The sequence below is a fragment of the Streptomyces sp. NBC_00435 genome (genome assembly GCF_036014235.1).
Classification (GTDB): Bacteria; Actinomycetota; Actinomycetes; order Streptomycetales; family Streptomycetaceae; genus Streptomyces.
On record NZ_CP107924.1, the window covers coordinates 1594761 to 1614094 of the forward strand.

Below are 19334 nucleotides of genomic sequence, written 5' to 3' on the forward strand. Positions count from 1 at the left end.
TTTACTTGCTCTCCTCGGTGCGGGGCGTGCTGGTGGTGGTGACGGCGGGCTCGGATCCGCCGAGCAGGAGGTACAGGACGGCCATGCGGATCGAGACGCCGTTGGCGACCTGCTCGATGACCGTGCAGCGGTCGGAGTCGGCGACCTCGGCCGTGATCTCCATGCCGCGGACCATCGGGCCGGGGTGCATGACGATGGCGTGCTCGGGCATCCGCGCCATCCGGGCGCCGTCCAGGCCGTAGCGGCGGGAGTACTCGCGCTCGGTCGGGAAGAAGGCCGCGTTCATCCGCTCGCGCTGCACCCGCAGCATCATCACGGCGTCGGACTTCGGCAGCACCGCGTCCAGGCTGTACGAGATCTCGCACGGCCAGGCCTCGACGCCGACCGGGACCAGGGTGGGCGGGGCCACCAGGGTGACCTCGGCGCCGAGGGTGTGCAGCAGGTCGACGTTGGAGCGGGCCACGCGGCTGTGCAGGACGTCGCCGACGATGGTGATCCGGCGGCCGTCGAGGTCCTTGCCGAGCCCGGCGTCCCTGCCGACCAGGCGGCGGCGCATGGTGAACGCGTCGAGCAGCGCCTGGGTGGGGTGCTGGTGGGTGCCGTCGCCCGCGTTGATCACGGGGGCGTCGATCCAGCCGGAGTTCGCGAGCCGGTAGGGGGCGCCGGAGGCGCTGTGGCGGATGACCACGGCGTCGACGCCCATGGCCTCCAGCGTCTGGGCGGTGTCCTTGAGGGACTCGCCCTTGGAGACGCTGGAGCCCTTCGCCGCGAAGTTGATCACGTCGGCGGAGAGGCGCTTCTCGGCGGCCTCGAAGGAGATCCGGGTACGGGTCGAGTCCTCGAAGAAGAGGTTGCAGATCGTGCGGCCGCGCAGGGTCGGCAGCTTCTTTATCGGCCGGTCGGCGACTCGGGCCATCTCCTCGGCGGTGTCGAGGATGAGGACGGCGTCGTCGCGCGTGAGATCGGCGGCCGAGATGAGGTGGCGCTTCATCCGGGTGCTCCGTAAGTCGGGAGGGCAGACAGGCGGGCTTGAGGTGCGGCAGGGCAGACTTCGGCGCGGACCCCCGAGGGCCCGCGCGCGTGTGCGGGTTACTGCCCCGCTGCCCGGGCGGTCCGCTGGCCGAGCAGTACGGCGTCTCGGCCGTCCTCCTCCTGGAGCTGGACCTGGACGTTCTCCCGCAGCGACGTGGGGAGGTTCTTGCCGACGTAGTCGGCGCGGATCGGCAGTTCGCGGTGGCCGCGGTCGACGAGGACCGCGAGCTGCACGGCGCGGGGGCGGCCGATGTCGCCGAGGGCGTCGAGGGCGGCACGGATGGTGCGGCCGGAGAAGAGGACGTCGTCGACCAGGACGACCAGGCGGCCGTCGATGTCGTCGCCGGGGATCTCGGTGCGGCCGATCGCGCGGGCCGGCTTCATCCGGAGGTCGTCGCGGTACATGGTGATGTCGAGGGAACCGACCGGGATCTTGGCACCGGTGATCTCTTCGAGTTTGACGGCCAGCCGGCGGGCGAGGAAAACACCGCGGGTGGGAATGCCGAGGAGCACCACATCGTCCGCGCCCTTGGCGCGTTCGACGATTTCGTGGGCGATACGGGTAAGGACCCGTGCGATGTCCTGCGCTTCGAGAACGGGGCGCATGGCATCGGAGTCTTGAACGGCCTGAGCCTGAGCGTGCTGAGTGTCCATGAAAAGGACCTCCTTCTCCGCCTCACGGGACGGACCTTAAAGGACGTCTGATCTACGCCGTCCACGGTACCAGGGGGATTCCGCGGGCCGCGCATCGGGGCAGCCCAGGACCCCTCTTAAGTGGGCGATGGAGACCATTCGGCTTGACGCATCCAAGTAACGCTGCGTAACCTCACAGTGAGTTACCAGCCGCGCGGCGGAGCCGTACAGCGTCCATGTCGTCACAGCGTCACAGCGTCCGGGAGCGTTATGTCCAGCGAATACGCCAAACAGCTCGGGGCCAAGCTCCGCGCCATCCGCACCCAGCAGGGCCTTTCCCTCCATGGTGTCGAGGAGAAGTCCCAGGGCCGGTGGAAGGCCGTGGTGGTCGGTTCCTACGAGCGCGGGGACCGCGCCGTGACCGTCCAGCGCCTCGCCGAGCTGGCGGACTTCTACGGGGTGCCGGTGCAGGAACTGCTGCCGGGCACGACCCCCGGCGGAGCGGCCGAGCCGCCGCCGAAGCTGCGCCTCGACCTGGAGCGCCTGGCCCACGTCCCCGCTGAGAAGGCCGGCCCGCTGCAGCGCTACGCGGCGACCATCCAGAGCCAGCGCGGCGACTACAACGGCAAGGTGCTCTCGATCCGCCAGGACGACCTGCGCACGCTCGCGGTCATCTACGACCAGTCCCCCTCGGTCCTGACCGAGCAGCTGATCAGCTGGGGCGTGCTGGACGCGGACGCGCGTCGTGCGGTGGCGCACGAGGACATCTAGGCCTCAGCCAGGTCTCAGCAGAAACGTTACCGGTGGGTGCCCGGAGCCTCTCGGCTCCGGGCACCCACCGGTTTTTCACGTCCGCGCCCGGCCCCGGGCGGGCGTACGACGGAGGGCCCGCAGCGCGTGCGCTGCGGGCCCTCCGTTCACGCCGTACCGGCGCGCATCAGCTCTCGCTGCGGCGCAACTTCGGCTTGAGGTCCTTGAAGCGGCCGAGTAGTCCGTTCACGAACGAGGGCGACTCGTCCGTGGAGAACTCCTTGGCCAGCTGAACGGCCTCGTCGATGGCCACGGCGTCCGGGGTCCCGTCGACCCAGATCAGCTCGTAGGCACCGAGGCGCACGATGTTCCGGTCCACGACCGGCATCCGGTCGAGGTCCCAGTCCACGGCGTAGGTGGCGATCAGATCGTCGATGCGGTCCACCTTGTCGGCGTACCCCTCGACGAGTTCCATGGTGAACTCGTTCACCGCGGGCTGGCGGTCGGTGTCCGACCGCGAGTGGCGGATCCAGTCCGCGAGGACCTCGCGCACGGACACCCCGCGCTGGTCGGCCTCGAACAGGATCTGGAAAGCGCGCTTGCGCGCGTTGCTCCGGGCAGCCACGGTTAGCTGTTCACCCGGCCGAGGTAGTCGCTCGTGCGGGTGTCGACCTTGATCTTCTCACCGGTGTTGATGAAGAGCGGGACCTGGATCTCGTGACCGGTCTCCAGCGTCGCCGGCTTGGTGCCACCGGTGGAGCGGTCGCCCTGGACACCCGGGTCGGTGTGCTGGATGGTCAGCTCGACGGCGGCCGGGAGCTCGACGTACAGCACCTCGCCCTCGTGGCGGGCCACGGAGGCGGTGAAGCCCTCGATCAGGAAGTTGGCGGCGTCGCCGACGGCCTTCTTGTCGACCATCAGCTGGTCGTAGTCCTCCATGTCCATGAACACGAAGTACTCGCCGTCCATGTAGGAGAACTGCATGTCGCGGCGGTCGATGGTGGCCGTCTCGACCTTGGTGCCGGCGTTGAAGGTCTTGTCGACCACCTTGCCGGACATGACGCTCTTCAGCTTGGTGCGCACGAAGGCCGGGCCCTTGCCGGGCTTGACGTGCTGGAACTCGACGACGGACCAGAGCTGGCCACCGTCGAGCTTGAGCACCATGCCGTTCTTGAGGTCGTTCGTGGAAGCCACGGTTTGGGAATCTCCTGCACTGGAAGACCACGGGTGCGCGCACAGCCCGGCGGTGCGGGCTAGAGCGCGAGCAGCTCCTTGGTCGTAATGGTGAGTAGCTCGGGACCGCCGTCCGCCTCGGGGCGCACGACGAGCGTGTCATCGATCCGGACACCGCCCCGGCCAGGGAGGTGAACCCCCGGCTCGATGGTGACCGGCACGCAAGCGTCCAGTTTACCCATGGCCGTAGGTGCAAGCTGCGGGTCCTCGTCGATTTCGAGACCGACACCGTGTCCGGTCCACGCGGCGAGGGCTTCACCGTGACCTGCGGAGTCGAGTACGGAGCGGGCCGCGTGATCCACGTCTCGGTACGCGGCCCCGGGCAGCAGGGCTTCGCGGCCGGCCCGCTGCGCGGCGAAGACCAGGTCGTACAGCTCGATCTGCCAGTCGGCGGGGGTCGTGCCGATGACGAAGGTGCGGCCGATCTCGCAGCGGTAGCCCCGGTAGTTGGCGCCGAGGCAGATGGAGAGGAAGTCGCCCTCCTCCACCCTGCGGTCGGACGGCCGGTGCCGGGAGCGTCCGGAGTGCGGGCCGGTGCCGACCGAGGTGGGGAAGGCCGGGCCGTCGGCCCCGTGGTCCACCAGGCGGCGTTCCAGTTCCAGGGCCAGGTGCCGTTCGGTACGGCCCACCAGGATCGATTCCAGCAGCTCTCCGAGGGCCTGGTCGGCGATCTCGGCGGCGATCCGCAGACAGGCGATCTCCTCCTCGTCCTTGACGAGGCGCTGCTGCTCCACGGCGGTTCCGAGGTCGGCCAGGCGCAGCCCGGGCGCTACGGAGCCCAGGGCGCGGTGCCGGCCGACGGTGAGGTGGTGTTCCTCCACCGCCAGGGAGTCCGCGCGGGCGAGAGCGGCCGCGTCCGCCGCCGCGACGGCGGGATCCGCGCCCGGGCCGGCCAGTACGGAGAGCCGCAGGTTCTCGTCGGGCCGTCCCTCCTCGGCCTCCCCGGTGGGCGCTCCGGCGCAGAACAGCATGTCCTCACCGCCCGGCCCGACCAGCAGGACGGCGCCCAGCGGCGACGCCCCGGAGAGGTAGCGGACGTTCGCCGGACGCGTGATGAGTGCGGCGGCGTTTCCGGCGGCCGCACAGCGGTCGCGAAGCAGGCCCCGGCGGGCCGCGTACACGTCTGACATGTTTTCGAGCCTACGAGCGTGGCGCGTATCCGGCCTGGTGAGCGCGGCCGTCCGGGGGGCCGGCGGGCCGGGGCCGGCGGGCGGGGCTCAGTGGGCCGGGGCCGAGATGACGCGCGCCAGGGTCTCGTCCAGCGCGCGGGCGGTGCCTTCGACGTCGAGGTGGGAGTTGTCGATGATCGGCAGCCCGGACCCGTACCAGCCGGCCATCCGGCCGTGGATCCGCGCGACCTCCTCGTCGGAGAGCCGCCGGTTTCCGGAGCGGGCGGCATTGCGCTCCAGGACTATCTCCAGGCCGGGCAGCAGGACCACCGGCAGCAGCGCGGGTCCCACATGGCGTTTCCAGCCGCCGAGCCCCACCACCGGCCGGTCCGGGAACACGGCGTCGTCGAGGATGCACGAGATCCCGTTGGCCAGGAAGTTGCGGGCGGCGAAGCCGCAGGTGCGGCGGGCGAGCCGGTACTGGGCCTCGGAGTGGTCGTTCCAGCCCGCCTGGGGGTCCGCGAAGCCCGAGCACACCCATTCCCGTACGTCGTCCAGGCTGACGTGCGCGGTGGGAACGGGACGGGTGCCGGCCCAGTGCCGGGCCACGGTGGTCTTCCCGGCGCCCGCGGGGCCGATCAGCAGCACCGCGAGGGTGGCGCCGCCGGTGCCGGGGACGGCGGGCGGCAGCGGGACGTGCCCGGTGGCCCCGTGCGGCGCCGCCGCCGGGTACTGACTCCCCGGCGGCTCCCAGCCCCCGCCTGCCACTCCCTGGTGCATCCGCGGCCACTCCGTCTCGTTACAGCACGACTGATGCGAGAACGTTATATGACCCCGGCGGCTCGAACGGCCACCCGGTCACGCGGTGGCCCGGCTCAGGCCGTGACTTCACCGAACGCCGCCACGAGGACGGCCGGGTCCGGACCCTCCAGGACGGTCGGCTTGGCCAGCCCGTCCAGGACGATGAAGCGCAGCAGGTCCCCGCGGGACTTCTTGTCGAGCTTCATGGTCTCCAGCAGCTTGGGCCACTGGTCGCCGCGGTAGGTCAGTGGAAGGCCCACCGAGGCGAGCACCTCCTTGTGCCGGTCGGCCGTCGCGTCGTCGAGGCGGCCCGCCAGCCGGCCGAGCTCGGCCGCGAAGACCATGCCCACCGATACGGCTGCTCCGTGCCGCCACTTGTAGCGCTCGTTCTTCTCGATGGCGTGCGCGAGGGTGTGCCCGTAGTTCAGGATCTCCCGCAGCCCCGACTCCTTGAGGTCGCTGGAGACCACGTCCGCCTTGACCTGGATGGAGCGGCAGATCAGCTCGGCCGTGTGCGGGCCGGCGGGCGTGCGCGCCGCCGCCGGGTCCTCCTCGATCAGGTCGAGGATCACCGGGTCGGAGATGAATCCGGCCTTGATGATCTCGGCGAGGCCGCTGACGTAGTCGTTGACGGGCAGCGACTCCAGCGCCGCCAAGTCGCACAGGACGCCGGCCGGCGGGTGGAAGGCGCCGACGAGGTTCTTGCCCTCGGCGGTGTTGATGCCGGTCTTGCCGCCGACGGCCGCGTCGACCATCGCGAGGATGGTGGTCGGTACGGCGATCCAGCGCACGCCGCGCAGCCAGGAGGCCGCGACGAAGCCCGCGAGGTCGGTGGTGGCTCCCCCGCCGACGCCGACGATGACGTCGGTGCGGGTGAAGCCGGACTGCCCCAGGGCCTTCCAGCAGTACGCCGCCACCTCGACCGTCTTGGCCTCTTCGGCGTTCGGCACCTGGATGGCGACGGCCTCGTACCCCTGGGCGGCGAGGTCGTCGCGCAGGGCCTCACCGGTCGAGGCGAGCGCCTCGGGGTGGATGACGGCGACCCGCTGGGCCTTCGTACCGATCAGGGAGCCGAGCTCCCCGAGCAGCTGCCGGCCGACCAGCACGTCGTACGCGTCGTGCCCGGCGCTCGCGCCGACCTGGATCCGCGTCACCTGGTCTGTCATGCGTTCTTCAACTCCAGAGCGTCGAGGACCGCCTGTGCGACCTCTTCGGGGGTGCGGTCGTCGGTGGCCACCACGACGCGCGCGACTTCGGTGTACAGGGGGCGCCGGGCCTCCATCAGCTCGCGCCACTGACGGCGCGGGTTGACGGCGAGCAGCGGGCGCGCGGCGCCGAGGCCCACGCGCCGGACCGCTTCCTCGACGTCCATCGAGAGGTAGGCGACGGGCAGTCCGGTGAGCAGCTCGCGCGTCTTCTCGTCGAGGACGGCGCCGCCGCCGAGGGCGAGGACCCCGCCGTGTCCGGCGACGGCGGCGGCGACCGCCTCCCGCTCCAGCTCACGGAAGTAGGGTTCGCCCTCGTCCACGAAGATGTCGGAGATCTCCCGGCCCTGGGCCGCGACGATGTCGGCGTCGGTGTCCCGGTAGGAGACGCCGAGCTGCCGCGCGATCAGTTCGCCCACGGTGGACTTGCCGGATCCCATGGGGCCCACGAGGACGACCAGGGGGCCGGTGCCGTTGGTGGCGGTCACCGGATCTGCAGGTTGTCGAGGTAGGAGCGGACGTTGCGGCGGGTCTCGGGGACCGAGTCGCCGCCGAACTTCTCCACGACGGCGTCGGCCAGCACCAGGGCGACCATGGCCTCGGCGACGATGCCCGCGGCGGGCACGGCACAGACGTCGGAGCGCTGGTGGTGCGCGACGGTGGCCTCACCGGTGGCCACGTCCACGGTCGCGAGGGCCTTCGGCACGGTCGCGATCGGCTTCATCGCGGCGCGTACGCGCAGCAGCTCACCGGTGGTCAGACCGCCCTCGGTGCCGCCGGAGCGGCCGGAGGTGCGCTTGAGGCCCTCGGGGGTGGAGACGATCTCGTCGTGCGCCTGCGAGCCGGGTACGCGGGCCAGGTCGAAGCCGTCGCCGACCTCCACGCCCTTGATCGCCTGGATGCCCATGAGCGCGGCCGCGAGGCGCGCGTCGAGGCGGCGGTCCCAGTGCACGTGCGAGCCGAGGCCCACGGGCACCCCGTAGGCGAGGACCTCGACGACGCCGCCGAGGGTGTCGCCGTCCTTGTGGGCCTGGTCGATCTCCGCGACCATCGCCTTCGACGCGTCGGCGTCGAGGCAGCGCACCGGGTCGGCGTCGAGCTTCTCGACGTCGGCGGGGGTCGGGTAGACGCCGTACGGGGCCTTGGCGGCGGCCAGCTCCACGACGTGGGAGACGATCTCGATGCCCGCGACCTCCTTGATGAAGGACCGGGCGATGGCACCGAGGGCGACGCGGGCGGCGGTCTCACGGGCGCTGGCGCGCTCCAGGATCGGCCGGGCCTCGGAGAAGCCGTACTTCTGCATGCCCGCGAGGTCGGCGTGGCCGGGGCGGGGGCGGGTCAGCGGCGCGTTGCGGCCGGTCTCCTTGAGCAGCGAGGGGTCGACCGGGTCGGCCGACATGACGGTCTCCCACTTGGGCCACTCGGTGTTGCCGATCATGACGGCGACGGGCGAACCCTGGGACAGCCCGTGGCGAACGCCGCCGAGGAAGGTGATCTCGTCCTGCTCGAACTTCATCCGGGCACCGCGGCCGTAGCCGAGCCGGCGCCGGGCCAGGTGTTCGGCCACCAGCTCCGTGGTGACCGGGACGCCGGCGGGAAGACCCTCCAGCGTCGCCACCAGCGCCGGGCCGTGCGATTCTCCGGCCGTCAGCCAACGCAACCTGCTCAACGATGCTCCTCATGCTCGCGCCTGATTCAGCGACGGCGCGATCGGGTGCGCGGCCCGGACCCGCCTTCACCCGATCCTCCCATGTCCGGGGCGGTGCACCGCCCTCCGGTCCAACTGTCGGACGGCAGCGCGCCCACGGGCACGGCGGGATGTGGATCTAGGAATGGTCCCCGGCCCGCTCAGTGACGGGCGCGCAGCGCCGCCTCGCCGGCGGCCCGCATGGCGGCGAGGGGGCCCGGGGTGCGGCCGGTCATCCGCTCGACCTGGAGCACGGCCTGGTGCACGAGCAGGTCGAGGCCGCCGAGGAGTTTGCCGCCGCGCTGCGTCCAGGCCGCCGCGAGGGGCGTCGGCCAGGGGTCGTACAGGACGTCGAAGAGAGTGCCCGGGGTGGCGGGCACGGCTGCGGACAGCTCGTCCGTGGCTCCGGCCGGGGTGGTGGCGATGACCAGCGGTGCGTTCAGCGCCTCGGCCGCCCGCGCCCAGTCGGCCGTGCGGACGTCCACGCCGAGCCGCTCGCCCCACTCGCGCATCTCGGCGGCGCGGGCGGCGGAGCGTACGTACGCGGTCACCTCGCCGGAGCAGATCCGCGCCAGCGCGGCGAGCGCCGAGGAGGCCGTGGCGCCCGCGCCGAGGACGGCGGCGGACTCCACCTTCTCGACGCCCCGCTCCCGCAGGGCCGAGACCAGGCCGGGGATGTCGGTGTTGTCGCCGACCTTGCGGCCGTCCTCGGTGAAGACGACGGTGTTGACCGTCTCGACGGAGGCGGCCGTATCGCTGATCCCGTCGAGCAGCGCGATGACCGCCCGCTTCAGCGGCATGGTCAGCGACAGCCCGGCCCACTCGGGGCCGAGGCCGGCGATGAATCCGGGGAGCGCGGCCTCGTCGATCTCGAAGCGGTCGTACGACCAGTCGTCGAGGCCGAGCTCCTGGTACGCGGCGCGGTGCAGCACCGGTGAGAGGGAGTGCTCGATGGGCGAACCCAGCACCGCGGCCCGTATCCGTGACATGTCCTGCTACCCGCCGTTCTTCTGCTTCTGGCGTGCCTGGAACTCGGCGACGAGCTTCAGGTGCTCTTCGTAGGTCTTGGTGAAGGTCGTCTTGTTCTCGTCGACCGACACGAAGAACATCCAGCCACCGTGGTCCGGGCTGAGCGCACCGGTCAGCGCGGCCTCGCCCGGGTTCCCGATCGGGCCGGGGGGCAGTCCCCTGACGTTGTGCGTGTTGTAGGGGTTGACGAACGCCTTCGCCTCGGTGAGGTTGAAGTTGATCTCGCTCTGGTTCTTGACGTAGTTGTACGTCGAGTCGAACTCGATCTTCTGGTTCGTGACGTCGTTGGTCTTCTTGAGGCGGTTGTAGACCACCTCCGACATCTTCCGGAAGTCGTCGTGGTTCTTGCCCTCGGCGTTGACGAGGCTGGCGACCGTGATCACCTGGAGCGGGTTCTCCAGGCCGAGCTCCTTGGCCTTGCCCTCGACCCCGAGCTCCGTGTACTTGTCGGTGGCGTTCTTGACCATCTGCTTGAGCAGCGACTCGGGAGTGCTGTCCTTCTTCAGGTCGTAGCGCATCGGGTACAGGAAGCCCTCGAGCGGATCGATGATCCTCGGGTCGTTGTTCGCCCACGCCGGCAGGCCGAGGTTCCTGGCCTCGCGGAAGGCGATGTCCTTGGTGGTGCCCTCGGGCTTCTCGAGCTTCTTGTCGATCGCCTCGTAGACCTTGCTGTTGCGCATGCCCTCGGCGATGGTGAGCACGTGGAGCTTGGAGGGGTCGGTCATGACCTCGACCACCGAGGCGGCCGACATCTTCTTCTTCAGCGGGTAAATGCCCGGCTGGATCGACTTGCCCTTGGGGTTGTTGCCCGCCGCGTCCACGAAGGCCTGGGCGCTCGCGACCACACCGGCGTCCTTGAGGATGCGGCCCATCTGGCCCAGGCCCGCGCCCTTGGGGATCTCCACGTCGACCGCCTCGTCGACGCCGGAGCCCGCGAAGTCCTCGGCCGCGCCGAACTTGCCCTTCAGGTAGTCGTAGCCGTAGTAACCGCCACCGCCGACCACGCCGACGATGATCACGGCCGCGACGAGGCAGGCCATGCCGCTGCGCTTCTTCGGTTTGCCGCCGGAACGGCCCGAGCGGCGGCCGCCGCGACCTCCGTCGTCGCCCTCGTCACCGTCGTCGGCGCCACCGCCTCCGGCCAGGAAGGAGTCCGCGGCCTCGTCGGCCTTGGTCTCCTCCTCCTGCCACTGCTCCTCGGGCTCCAGGTGCCGCCGGCCCGGGGGCCGCGGCGGCGGGAACGCCTCAGGGGTGCCGTAGAGGTCGGGGGTCTCGCCGGGATAGCCGCTCGTCTGCTGCTGGGCGTACGGATCCGCGCCCGCGTACGGGTCGGCCGCCTGCGGGACACCGGCGTACTGCATCTGGCCGGTGTCCCAGACCTGGCCCTGGCCCCCGTAGGTCTCCTGCTGCTGGTGCTGGTGAGGCTGCTGCTGATCCTGCGGGTACTGGCCGGGGTACTGCTGGGTCTGCGGGTACTGGCCGGGGTGCTGCTGGGCCTGCGGGTACTGGGCCTGCTGGCCCTGGGGGTGCTGACCCTGCTGCTGCTGCGCGTACTGGGGGTACTGGGGCTGCGGCACCTGCTGGTACTGCTGCGAATCACCGGCGTAGGGCATCTGACCCTGCTGGGCCTCGTGCCCGGCCCACCCCTGGTCCCCGTACTCCGGGTCCTCGGGGTGCCACGGTTCGAGACCAGGGCCCTGTCCATACTCAGTCATCGATCCCCTAGCGCGCCGCAGGGCGTTGGCCGCGACTCCGTCTGCCGCGACGCACGGTTCCGCCTCTTCTGATGGGCGACGGCTGTTCGAATGCCGTCACATCGCGCGGAACGTTACCGTATCGCGATCAGACAACCACTTCGACGCACTCACCGGGCGGATTACCTGATACCCGTTCGGTCTCCAGAGCGTTCTGAAGGATCACCACGGCGGCCGCCTGATCGATGACCGACCGGCCCTTCTTCGCGTTCCGCCCCGCGGCCCGCAGGCCCTGCGCGGCGGTGACGGTCGTCATCCGCTCGTCCACCAGACGCACCGTCACGGGCTTGATGCCCTTGGCGAGTTCCGTGGCGAAGGCGCGGCACTTGGCCGCGGCCGGCCCCTCCCGCCCGCTGAGCGAGCGGGGCAGACCGACCACCACCTCGATGGGCTCGTACTCCGCGACGAGCTGCCGCAGCCGCCGGTGGGCGAAGGGGATGTCCCGGCCCGGAACGGTTTCCACCGGCGTGGCCAAAACCCCGTCGGGGTCGCACGAGGCGACCCCGATCCGGGCGTCCCCGACATCGATGGCGAGCCGGCGGCCGCGGCGCAGTGTCATCGTCAGGCCGTCTCGACGACGAGGCGCTCGACGGCGCTGATGGCGTCCGGGATGGCGGCCGGGTTCTGGCCACCGCCCTGGGCCACGTCGGGCTTGCCGCCACCGCCGCCACCGAGGGTCTTGGCAGCCGTACGGACCAGGTCACCGGCCTTGAGACCGCGCTCGCGGGCGGCCTCGTTGGTGGCGATGACGGTCAGCGGGCGGTCGTTCGCCGTGGTGAACAGGGCCACGACGGCCGGGCGGTCGCCCTGGATGCGGCCCCGGACGTCGAGGACCAGCTTGCGCAGGTCGTCGGCGCCGGTGCCGTCCGGGACGGTGCCCACGACGAGCGCGACACCGCGGATGTCCTGGGCACCGGCGGCGAGACCGGCGGCAGCCTGGAGGACCTTCTCCGCGCGGAACTTCTCGATCTCCTTCTCGGCGTCCTTCAGCTTGCCGAGCATGGAGGCGATCTTCTCCGGCAGCTCCTCGGGACGGCCCTTGACCAGCTCCTGGAGCTGGGCGACGACCGTGTGCTCCTTGGCGAGGAAGTTGTACGCGTCCACGCCGACGAGGGCTTCGACGCGGCGCACCCCGGAACCGATGGAGGACTCGCCGAGCAGCTTCACCAGGCCCAGCTGGGCGGTGTTGCCGACGTGCGTGCCGCCGCACAGCTCCTTGGAGAAGTCACCGATGGTCACGACGCGCACACGCTCGCCGTACTTCTCGCCGAACTCGGCGATGGCGCCCTGCTTCTTCGCCTCGTCGATGCTCATGACCTCGGCGGTGACGTCGAGCTCGCGGGAGAGCACGTCGTTGATCTTCTGCTCGACGTCGGTGAGGACCGAGCCGGGGACGGCGTTCGGCGAACCGAAGTCGAAGCGGAAGCGGCCGGGCGAGTTCTCGGAACCGGCCTGGGCGGCCGTGGGGCCGAGCGCGTCGCGCAGCGCCTGGTGGGTCAGGTGCGTGGCCGAGTGGGCGCGGGCGATGGCCCGGCGGCGCTGGATGTCGATGGCGGCGTACGCGGAGGCGCCCACCGTCACCTCGCCGACCTGGACCGAGCCCTTGTGCACGGAGACGCCGGGGACCGGCTGCTGCACGTCGCGGACGACGATGACGGCGCCCGAGTCGAGCTTGATCCGGCCCTGGTCGGCGAGCTGGCCGCCGCCCTCGGCGTAGAAGGGGGTGCGGTCGAGAACGACCTCGACCTCGTCGCCCTCGGAGGCGGCGGGCGCGGAGACGCCGTTGACCAGGAGGCCGACGATGGTGGACTCGCCCTGGTTGGTGGCGTAGCCGGTGAACTCGGTGGCGCCGGAGCCGTCGGCGATCTCCCGGTAGGCGGACATGTCCGCGTGGCCGGTCTTCTTGGCCTTGGCGTCGGCCTTGGCCGTGTCGCGCTGCTCCTGCATCAGGCGGCGGAAGCCGTCCTGGTCCACGGAGAGGCCCTGTTCGGCGGCCATCTCCAGGGTGAGGTCGATCGGGAAGCCCCAGGTGTCGTGGAGCAGGAACGCCTTGTCGCCGGCCAGGACCGTGCCGCCGGTGGCCTTGGTCTCGGTGATGGCGGTGTCGAGGATGTTCGTGCCGCCGCGCAGGGCCTTCACGAAGGCGGCCTCTTCGGCGAGCGCGACGGTCTCGATGCGCTTGCGGTCGGTCACGAGCTCCGGGTACTGCTGGCCCATCGTGTCGATGACCACGTTGACCAGGTCCTGGATGACCGGCCCGGTGGCACCCATGAGGCGCATGTTGCGGATGGCGCGGCGCATGATGCGGCGCAGCACGTAGCCGCGGCCCTCGTTGCCGGGGGTCACGCCGTCGCCGATGAGCATGGCGGAGGTGCGGATGTGGTCGGCGACCACGCGCAGCGAGACGTCCGTGCCCTGGGCCGCGCCGTACTGCACGCCCGTCAGCTCGGTGGCCTTGTCCATGACCACGCGCAGGGTGTCGGTCTCGTACATGTTCTGTACGCCCTGCAGGATCATGGCGAGGCGCTCGAGACCCAGACCGGTGTCGATGTTCTTCGACGGCAGGTCACCGAGGATCGGGAAGTCTTCCTTCCCGTCGCCGGCGCCGCGCTCGTACTGCATGAAGACCAGGTTCCAGATCTCCACGTAGCGCTCGTCGTTGACGGCCGGGCCGCCCTCGACGCCGAACTCGGGCCCGCGGTCGTAGTTGATCTCCGAGCAGGGACCGCAGGGGCCCGGGACGCCCATGGACCAGAAGTTGTCCTTCTTGCCCAGGCGCTGGATGCGCTCGGCGGGGACGCCGATCTTGTCGCGCCAGATGGCCTCGGCCTCGTCGTCGTCGAGGTAGACCGTGATCCAGAGCTTCTCGGGCTCCAGGCCGTAGCCACCGTCCGCCACGGAGCTGGTGAGCAGCTCCCAGGCGTACTTGATGGCGCCTTCCTTGAAGTAGTCCCCGAAGGAGAAGTTGCCGCACATCTGGAAGAACGTGCCGTGGCGGGTGGTCTTGCCGACCTCTTCGATGTCCGGCGTACGGACGCACTTCTGCACGCTGGTGAGCGTGGGCGCGGGGGGCTTGACCTCGCCGAGGAAGTACGGCTTGAACGGCACCATGCCCGCGGGCACCAGCAGCAGAGTCGGGTCGTCCGCGATGAGCGACGCCGAAGGGACAACGGTGTGACCGCGCTCCTCGAAGAAGCTCAGCCAGCGGCGGCGGATTTCAGCCGACTCCATCAGTGGTCCTCATTCCGGTCGTACGAACGCGTCGAGCGGTTCTCGCGGTTCGATTGGTGCGTGGTGGTCTGGTCGTACGTGTCGCGCCCGATGGCCCGCAGCCTGCGCGGTCCGGGGAGGGCGGTGACGTTGCCGGGCAGCTCGGGGTCCTGGTGGAGTCCCAGTGCGTCGTTCAGCTCGTCCTCGCGCTGCGACATCCCCGACTTGACGTCGAGGGCGAAGTCCTTGAGGCGGTGGCCGGCCTCCAGCGCCTTGTCGGCGGCCTGGGCGGCGAGGCTCTCCGGCGTCAGCTTCTTGAGCTGCCGGTTGACCTTGGTGGTGGCCCACACGCCGGCGGCTGCGCCTGCGGTGAACCAGAAGGCTCGGCGGAACATCGGAGGTCTCAGCCCTTCTGCTTCCGACGCCGCGGCGCCGGCACGGCGCGGCCGACGATCACGGTACGCCGGGACATCTTGCGCGGCACGTCCTCGGGCGTCCGGCCGGTCCTGCCCAGCGCCTTGCGGACGCCGTAGCCGAAGGCCGCGACCTTGACGAGGGGGCCGCCGAAGGTGGAAGCCACGGTGGAGGACAGTGCGGAGGCGTTGGAGGTGACTTCCTGCACGTCGCTCGTGATGGCGTCGACCCGGTCGAGCTGGGTGCGCGCGGAGCGGACGGTCGTGGAGGCGTCCGCGAGGAGCGGGACGGCCTGGTCGGTCACGTCGGCCACCAGCTTGGTGGTCGCCTTGAGGACCTGGGCCAGCCTCACCAGCACCACGGCGAGGAACGAGACCAGAATGGCCCAGAAGACGGCCACGAGGATCCCGGCCACCTCTCCACCGGACACGTCACACCGCTCTCTACACGTTGATCACTTAGCGAAAAAGTCGTCCTCCGACCCTATCGCGCCGGAGATCCGCCGCAGTACCGGAATTCGGGCGCGCCACCAGCGCCGGGCGGCCGGACCCCTCCCGCCTTGTACGCAGCGCATCCGGACCAGTACCCTCCGTGTCCCATGCGACAGAGACCCATTCCACGGCGGACTCCGGGCAATCTTCCCTCGGACCTGAGCGGCTTCGTCGGGCGGGGTGGCGAACTCGCCGAGCTGGCGAGGCTGCTGGAATCCTCCCGGCTGGTCACGGTGACCGGTGCGGGGGGCGTGGGCAAGACCCGCCTGGTGCTGGCCGCGGCCCGGGCCGCGGCGGACGCGGCGGCGGGTCCCGAGCCGGCGCAGGAACGCTACTGCGACGGCGTGTGGCTGGCCGAGCTGGCCTCCGTACGGGAACCGGCGCTGCTGGAGCTGGCCCTCGCCGAGGCGCTCGGGCTGAGCGACCAGACCGCCCGGCCGCCCCGGACGGTGCTCGCCGAGCACCTGGCCGAGCGGCGGCTCCTGCTGGTCCTGGACGGCTTCGAGCAGCTGGTCGACGAGACCGCCGACCTGGTACGGGACCTGCTGCGCCGCTCCCCCGGCCTGCGCGTGCTCGCCGCCGGCCGGCGTCCGCTGACCCTGGACGGGGAGCTGTCCTGGCCGCTGGCCCCGCTGGACCCCGAGGACTCCCTGGCCCTGCTGATCGAGCGGGCCGCGGCGGCCGACCCGACCTTCGCCCTGACGGAGCACAACCGGGCCGTCCTGGCCGAGCTGTGCGCCCGGCTCGACGGTCTGCCGCTGGCGCTGGAACTCGCGGCGGGCCGGCTGCGCACGCTCTCCCCGGCCCAGGTCCTGTCCCGGCTGGAGGACCGCTTCGCCCTGCTGACGGGCGGCTCCCGCGGGGCGCTCCCCCGCCACCGGGCGCTGCGTACGGCGATCGGCTGGAGCCACGAGCTCTGCACCGCCGCGGAGCGGCTGCTGTGGGCGCGGCTCTCCGTGTTCGCCGGACAGTTCGACCTGGACGCCGCCGAATACGTGTGCGCGGGCCCGGACCTGCCCGTGGACTCGGTGCTGGACCTGGTCGGGGAGCTGCTGGGGCAGTCCCTGCTGGTCCGGGAGGAGACCGCGGCCGGGGTCCGCTACCGGATGCTGGAGACCGTACGGATCTACGGCGCGGGCTGGCTGGAGTCGCTGGGCGACGCCGGGCGGCTGCGGCGCCGGCACCGGGACTGGTACATGGGCCTGGCGACCTGGTGCGAGCTGGACTGGTTCAGCCCGCGCCAGGAGGAGGTGGCCGCGCTGGTGGAGGCGGAGCTGCCGAACCTGCGGCTCGCGCTGGAGTGCTGCCTGGACGAGCCGGAGGAGCTCCACCTCGGCCAGTACCTGGCGGGCACCCTCTGGTTCTACTGGGCGGGCTGCGGCCGGCTCACCGAGGGTCGGCACTGGCTGGACCGGACCCTGGAGGGCACCGGGCACGGACAGGATCCGGACTCGGAGCACGAGTACGAGAGCTCCCGGCTGAAGGCGCTGTGGGTGCTCGGGTACGTCGCGGCGCTGCAGGGCGACTCGGTGGCCTCGATGAGCGCGCTGTACGAGTGCCGGGACGGGGCCGCCCGGAGCGGGAACCCGGTGGCGGGCGCCTACGCGGTGCACCGGATGGGCTGCCTGGCGCTGATCTCGGACGACATGGCGCGGGCCGGGGAGCTGCTGGGCTCGGCGTTGGGGCGCTACCGGGAGGCCGGTGAGCTGAACAGCAACGTACTGATGTGCCAGGTGGAGCTGGCGATGGCGACGGCCTTCCAGGGGGATCTGGCGGGCGCGCTGTCGCTGTGCGAGGAGGTCCGGGACATCTGCGAGGAGCGCGGGGAGCGCTGGACCAAGGCGTACGCCCTCTACGTCCTCGCGTACGCGGCCCTGGACGCGGGGGGCACGGCCGAGGCGCGGCGGCTGCTCGCCGAGTGCGTGGCCATCAACCACAGGTTCCGTGACCTGGTGGGCCTGGTGCTGGCGGTGGAGCTGCTGGCGCTGGTCACGGTGACCGAGGGGCATCCGGCGGAGGCGGCGGTGCTCCAGGGCGCGGCGGAGCCGATGTGGGACGGGGTCGGGATGCGGCTGTTCGGCTCGGGGTACTTCAACGCCCCGCGGCTGATGTGCCAGGAGCGGGCGGGCGAGCTGCTGGGCGCCGAGCGGTACGCGTCCTGCGCCCGGCACGGGCGGACGCTGACGGTGGAGGCCCTGGTGGAGCGCGCCCTGCGGGGACCGGAGCCGGCGCCGCTGCCACCGGGGCCGCTGCCGCGGCCGCGCGGGGCGGCCGACCGTCCGATGACGCGCACGGGGCTGAAAAGCAGGAAACCCGCCGGCTCCCCCGAGGGGGAACCGGCGGGCTGACCAGTCCGTGAGGCTGCTCCCCCGGCTAACGCCGGGAGGGGCCTCAGGGCCGGCTCGAAATCAGCGGGCGTAGTACTCGACGACGAGCTGCTCGTCGCAGATGACCGGGATTTCCTTGCGGTTCGGGTCGCGGTCCAGGCGGAAGGCCAGGGCCTTCAGGTTGACCTGCAGGTAACGGGGGGTCTCGCCCTCGCCTGCGTAGCCACCCTCACGGGCGACCTGGAACGGAACCTTCTCGCGGCTGCGCTCGCGCACCGTGATGACGTCGTCCGGACGGACGCGGAACGACGGCTTGTCGACCTTGTCGCCGTTGACCTCGATGTGGCCGTGAACGACCATCTGGCGGGCCTGGTAGATGGTGCGGGCGATGCCCGAACGCAGAACCAGGGCGTCGAGGCGACGCTCGAGCTCGACGACCAGCGCCTCGCCCGTCTTGCCTTCGGCCTTCTTGGCGCGGTCGTACGCGCGGGCCATCTGACGCTCAGAGATGTCGTACTGAGCGCGCAGACGCTGCTTCTCCAGCAGACGAACCTTGTAGTCCGAGTTCTGCTTGCGGCCACGGCCGTGCTCGCCCGGCGGGTAGGGGCGGGCCTCGAAGTACTTGACGGCCTTCGGGGTCAGCGCAATGCCGAGGGCACGCGACTTCTTGACCTTGGGTCGCTTCTGGTTCACGTGGAACCTACCTCCATGTAAGTTAGGTGAGGCTTACCTTAGCGAGGAGGACGTAATGTCTCGACCACATGGGATCCCCCTGCCCAGTGCGCACCGAAGTTCAGATCCAAACGAAACAGGATCTGCTTTCGGCGACGATAGGCAAGGTCAGCCGCGTCCCAGGGAAGGCGTTCGGCAGCTCACCGGAGCCGAACGCGTACGAACCCTCGTAGAGTCCAACGCCTCAGTATCCCTCACGCTCCCCGGTGCTCTTGACCAGGGGGAGTTCGGAACAGGGGTGCCGGCCGCGAGGACCGTCACACCGGACGGGGACGTGCTTCTCCTGGTATCAGGGGAATCCGCGGCTGCCAGAGCAGCCGCTCACGCCCAGGACGACGACCTCACGGCCGTGATCGAGATCACGGATGTGGCGCCGGTGTCCGTGCCCCATCGTATCCGAGGCCGCGCCTGGCTCGCCGGGTGGCTCACTCCCGTGCGCGGAGAGGCCGACCGGGCCGACTGCGCGCGGCTGCTGGCGGAGCGGCACCCGGTCGGCGAGCTCCTCGGGATGTCGGAGCCGCTGGGCGCCGCCCATTCCGGGCGGCCCGCGTGGATGCTGCTGCGTCTGGAGGTCGGCGAGATCTCGGTGGACGACCTCTGGGGTGCCGAGCACGTGGACCCGGAGCTGCTGGCCGTGGCCGAGCCCGACCCGATGGTGGCCCACGAGACGGAGCTCCTGCAGCACCTGTCCTCGTCGCACGGCGACCGGCTGGGCGATCTGCGCGAGCTGCTCGGCACGCGGGAGACGGCGGACCTCACGGCGGTCCCCCTCGCGCTGGACCGGCTGGGCCTGCGGGTGCGCTTCACGGGACCGGGTCCGGGGTCGGCCTTCGACGCCCGCTTCGACTTCCCGGAGCCCGTGACCGACGTGTGCGAGCTGCGCCGGGCGATGCGCACCCTGTTCGCCTAGGGCCTGTCGTCGGGGGC

General features: G+C 71.1%; 19 protein-coding genes. 3 read left to right on the top strand and 16 right to left on the bottom strand.

Features of this window, described 5'->3' with window-relative positions; all coding sequences use genetic code 11:
- Nucleotide 1: 1 nt before the first annotated feature.
- Nucleotides 2-991 (bottom strand): aspartate carbamoyltransferase catalytic subunit, encoded by a 990-nt coding sequence (locus OG389_RS07235; RefSeq protein WP_328297634.1) that lies wholly within the window; start codon nucleotides 989-991, stop codon nucleotides 2-4.
- 98 nt (nucleotides 992-1089) lie between these two features.
- Entirely contained in the window at nucleotides 1090-1686 is a 597-nt protein-coding gene (gene pyrR, locus OG389_RS07240; protein ID WP_328297635.1) for a bifunctional pyr operon transcriptional regulator/uracil phosphoribosyltransferase PyrR, read from the bottom strand.
- Nucleotides 1687-1935: 249 nt separating this feature from the next.
- Between pyrR and bldD the strand changes: the two genes are divergently transcribed.
- Entirely contained in the window at nucleotides 1936-2436 is a 501-nt protein-coding gene (gene bldD / locus OG389_RS07245) for a transcriptional regulator BldD (protein WP_069929708.1), read from the top strand.
- 166 nt (nucleotides 2437-2602) lie between these two features.
- Here bldD and nusB read toward each other — a convergent pair whose 3' ends face one another.
- The 13 genes from nusB to OG389_RS07310 form a co-directional block, all read right to left on the bottom strand.
- On the bottom strand, nucleotides 2603-3040 hold the full coding sequence (gene nusB / locus OG389_RS07250; protein ID WP_328297636.1) for a transcription antitermination factor NusB: 438 nt from the start codon (nucleotides 3038-3040) through the stop codon (nucleotides 2603-2605).
- Nucleotides 3041-3042: 2 nt separating this feature from the next.
- Nucleotides 3043-3609 (bottom strand): elongation factor P, encoded by a 567-nt coding sequence (gene efp / locus OG389_RS07255; RefSeq protein WP_328297637.1) that lies wholly within the window; start codon nucleotides 3607-3609, stop codon nucleotides 3043-3045.
- A gap of 59 nt (nucleotides 3610-3668) precedes the next feature.
- Nucleotides 3669-4778, bottom strand: coding sequence for an aminopeptidase P family protein (locus OG389_RS07260; RefSeq protein ID WP_328297638.1), 1110 nt, complete (start codon nucleotides 4776-4778; stop codon nucleotides 3669-3671).
- A gap of 87 nt (nucleotides 4779-4865) precedes the next feature.
- Nucleotides 4866-5537: an AAA family ATPase gene (locus tag OG389_RS07265; protein ID WP_328297639.1), complete on the bottom strand. Its 672-nt coding sequence runs from the start codon at nucleotides 5535-5537 to the stop codon at nucleotides 4866-4868.
- Nucleotides 5538-5632: 95 nt separating this feature from the next.
- Nucleotides 5633-6724 carry a 3-dehydroquinate synthase gene (aroB, locus tag OG389_RS07270; RefSeq protein ID WP_328297640.1) on the bottom strand — a complete coding sequence of 364 codons (1092 nt, stop codon included), beginning with the start codon at nucleotides 6722-6724 and terminating at the stop codon, nucleotides 5633-5635.
- The gene (locus tag OG389_RS07275) at nucleotides 6721-7203 is read right to left on the bottom strand and encodes a shikimate kinase (RefSeq protein WP_328303583.1); all 483 of its coding nucleotides are present in this window, start codon (nucleotides 7201-7203) and stop codon (nucleotides 6721-6723) included. The genes aroB and OG389_RS07275 overlap by 4 nt, the downstream gene beginning before the upstream one ends.
- Nucleotides 7204-7247: 44 nt before the next feature.
- The gene (gene aroC, locus OG389_RS07280; protein WP_328297641.1) at nucleotides 7248-8432 is read right to left on the bottom strand and encodes a chorismate synthase; all 1185 of its coding nucleotides are present in this window, start codon (nucleotides 8430-8432) and stop codon (nucleotides 7248-7250) included.
- A gap of 179 nt (nucleotides 8433-8611) precedes the next feature.
- On the bottom strand, nucleotides 8612-9439 hold the full coding sequence (locus OG389_RS07285) for a shikimate dehydrogenase (RefSeq protein ID WP_328297642.1): 828 nt from the start codon (nucleotides 9437-9439) through the stop codon (nucleotides 8612-8614).
- A gap of 6 nt (nucleotides 9440-9445) precedes the next feature.
- Nucleotides 9446-11194: an endolytic transglycosylase MltG gene (mltG, locus tag OG389_RS07290; RefSeq protein ID WP_328297643.1), complete on the bottom strand. Its 1749-nt coding sequence runs from the start codon at nucleotides 11192-11194 to the stop codon at nucleotides 9446-9448.
- 127 nt (nucleotides 11195-11321) lie between these two features.
- Nucleotides 11322-11792, bottom strand: coding sequence for a Holliday junction resolvase RuvX (ruvX, locus tag OG389_RS07295; protein ID WP_328297644.1), 471 nt, complete (start codon nucleotides 11790-11792; stop codon nucleotides 11322-11324).
- Between the two features lie 2 nt (nucleotides 11793-11794).
- Nucleotides 11795-14464 (bottom strand): alanine--tRNA ligase, encoded by a 2670-nt coding sequence (gene alaS, locus OG389_RS07300; protein ID WP_328297645.1) that lies wholly within the window; start codon nucleotides 14462-14464, stop codon nucleotides 11795-11797.
- On the bottom strand, nucleotides 14464-14838 hold the full coding sequence (locus OG389_RS07305; RefSeq protein WP_328297646.1) for a DUF6167 family protein: 375 nt from the start codon (nucleotides 14836-14838) through the stop codon (nucleotides 14464-14466). The genes alaS and OG389_RS07305 overlap by 1 nt, the downstream gene beginning before the upstream one ends.
- Nucleotides 14839-14846: 8 nt before the next feature.
- Complete coding sequence (locus OG389_RS07310; RefSeq protein ID WP_328297647.1) at nucleotides 14847-15287, bottom strand: DUF948 domain-containing protein; 441 nt, start codon at nucleotides 15285-15287, stop codon at nucleotides 14847-14849.
- Between the two features lie 168 nt (nucleotides 15288-15455).
- Between OG389_RS07310 and OG389_RS07315 the strand changes: the two genes are divergently transcribed.
- Nucleotides 15456-17696, top strand: a complete 2241-nt coding sequence (locus tag OG389_RS07315; RefSeq protein WP_328297648.1) for an ATP-binding protein — start codon at nucleotides 15456-15458, stop codon at nucleotides 17694-17696.
- A 60-nt stretch (nucleotides 17697-17756) separates the two neighbouring features.
- Here the strand turns inward: OG389_RS07315 and rpsD are convergent, their stop codons facing one another.
- A complete protein-coding gene (gene rpsD / locus OG389_RS07320) occupies nucleotides 17757-18368 on the bottom strand; it encodes a 30S ribosomal protein S4 (protein ID WP_008740451.1) in 612 nt (203 codons plus the stop codon).
- Between the two features lie 55 nt (nucleotides 18369-18423).
- Here rpsD and OG389_RS07325 point away from each other — a divergent pair, with 55 nt between their 5' ends.
- A complete protein-coding gene (locus tag OG389_RS07325; RefSeq protein WP_328297649.1) occupies nucleotides 18424-19317 on the top strand; it encodes a DUF2470 domain-containing protein in 894 nt (297 codons plus the stop codon).
- Nucleotides 19318-19334: the final 17 nt, after the last annotated feature.

What these genes read in the sequence shown, in the direction of transcription:
- OG389_RS07265 (WP_328297639.1), bottom strand. Translation starts at nt 5,537, where the DNA reads ATGCACCAGGGAGTGGCAGGCGGGGGCTGGGAGCCGCCGGGGAGTCAG.
- OG389_RS07275 (WP_328303583.1), bottom strand. Translation starts at nt 7,203, where the DNA reads ATGGGATCCGGCAAGTCCACCGTGGGCGAACTGATCGCGCGGCAGCTC.
- OG389_RS07325 (WP_328297649.1), top strand. Translation starts at nt 18,424, where the DNA reads ATGTCTCGACCACATGGGATCCCCCTGCCCAGTGCGCACCGAAGTTCA.
- mltG (WP_328297643.1), bottom strand. Translation starts at nt 11,194, where the DNA reads ATGACTGAGTATGGACAGGGCCCTGGTCTCGAACCGTGGCACCCCGAG.
- ruvX (WP_328297644.1), bottom strand. Translation starts at nt 11,792, where the DNA reads ATGACACTGCGCCGCGGCCGCCGGCTCGCCATCGATGTCGGGGACGCC.
- OG389_RS07235 (WP_328297634.1), bottom strand. Translation starts at nt 991, where the DNA reads ATGAAGCGCCACCTCATCTCGGCCGCCGATCTCACGCGCGACGACGCC.
- OG389_RS07260 (WP_328297638.1), bottom strand. Translation starts at nt 4,778, where the DNA reads ATGTCAGACGTGTACGCGGCCCGCCGGGGCCTGCTTCGCGACCGCTGT.
- aroB (WP_328297640.1), bottom strand. Translation starts at nt 6,724, where the DNA reads ATGACAGACCAGGTGACGCGGATCCAGGTCGGCGCGAGCGCCGGGCAC.
- OG389_RS07285 (WP_328297642.1), bottom strand. Translation starts at nt 9,439, where the DNA reads ATGTCACGGATACGGGCCGCGGTGCTGGGTTCGCCCATCGAGCACTCC.
- pyrR (WP_328297635.1), bottom strand. Translation starts at nt 1,686, where the DNA reads ATGGACACTCAGCACGCTCAGGCTCAGGCCGTTCAAGACTCCGATGCC.
- OG389_RS07305 (WP_328297646.1), bottom strand. Translation starts at nt 14,838, where the DNA reads ATGTTCCGCCGAGCCTTCTGGTTCACCGCAGGCGCAGCCGCCGGCGTG.
- OG389_RS07315 (WP_328297648.1), top strand. Translation starts at nt 15,456, where the DNA reads ATGCGACAGAGACCCATTCCACGGCGGACTCCGGGCAATCTTCCCTCG.
- alaS (WP_328297645.1), bottom strand. Translation starts at nt 14,464, where the DNA reads ATGGAGTCGGCTGAAATCCGCCGCCGCTGGCTGAGCTTCTTCGAGGAG.
- bldD (WP_069929708.1), top strand. Translation starts at nt 1,936, where the DNA reads ATGTCCAGCGAATACGCCAAACAGCTCGGGGCCAAGCTCCGCGCCATC.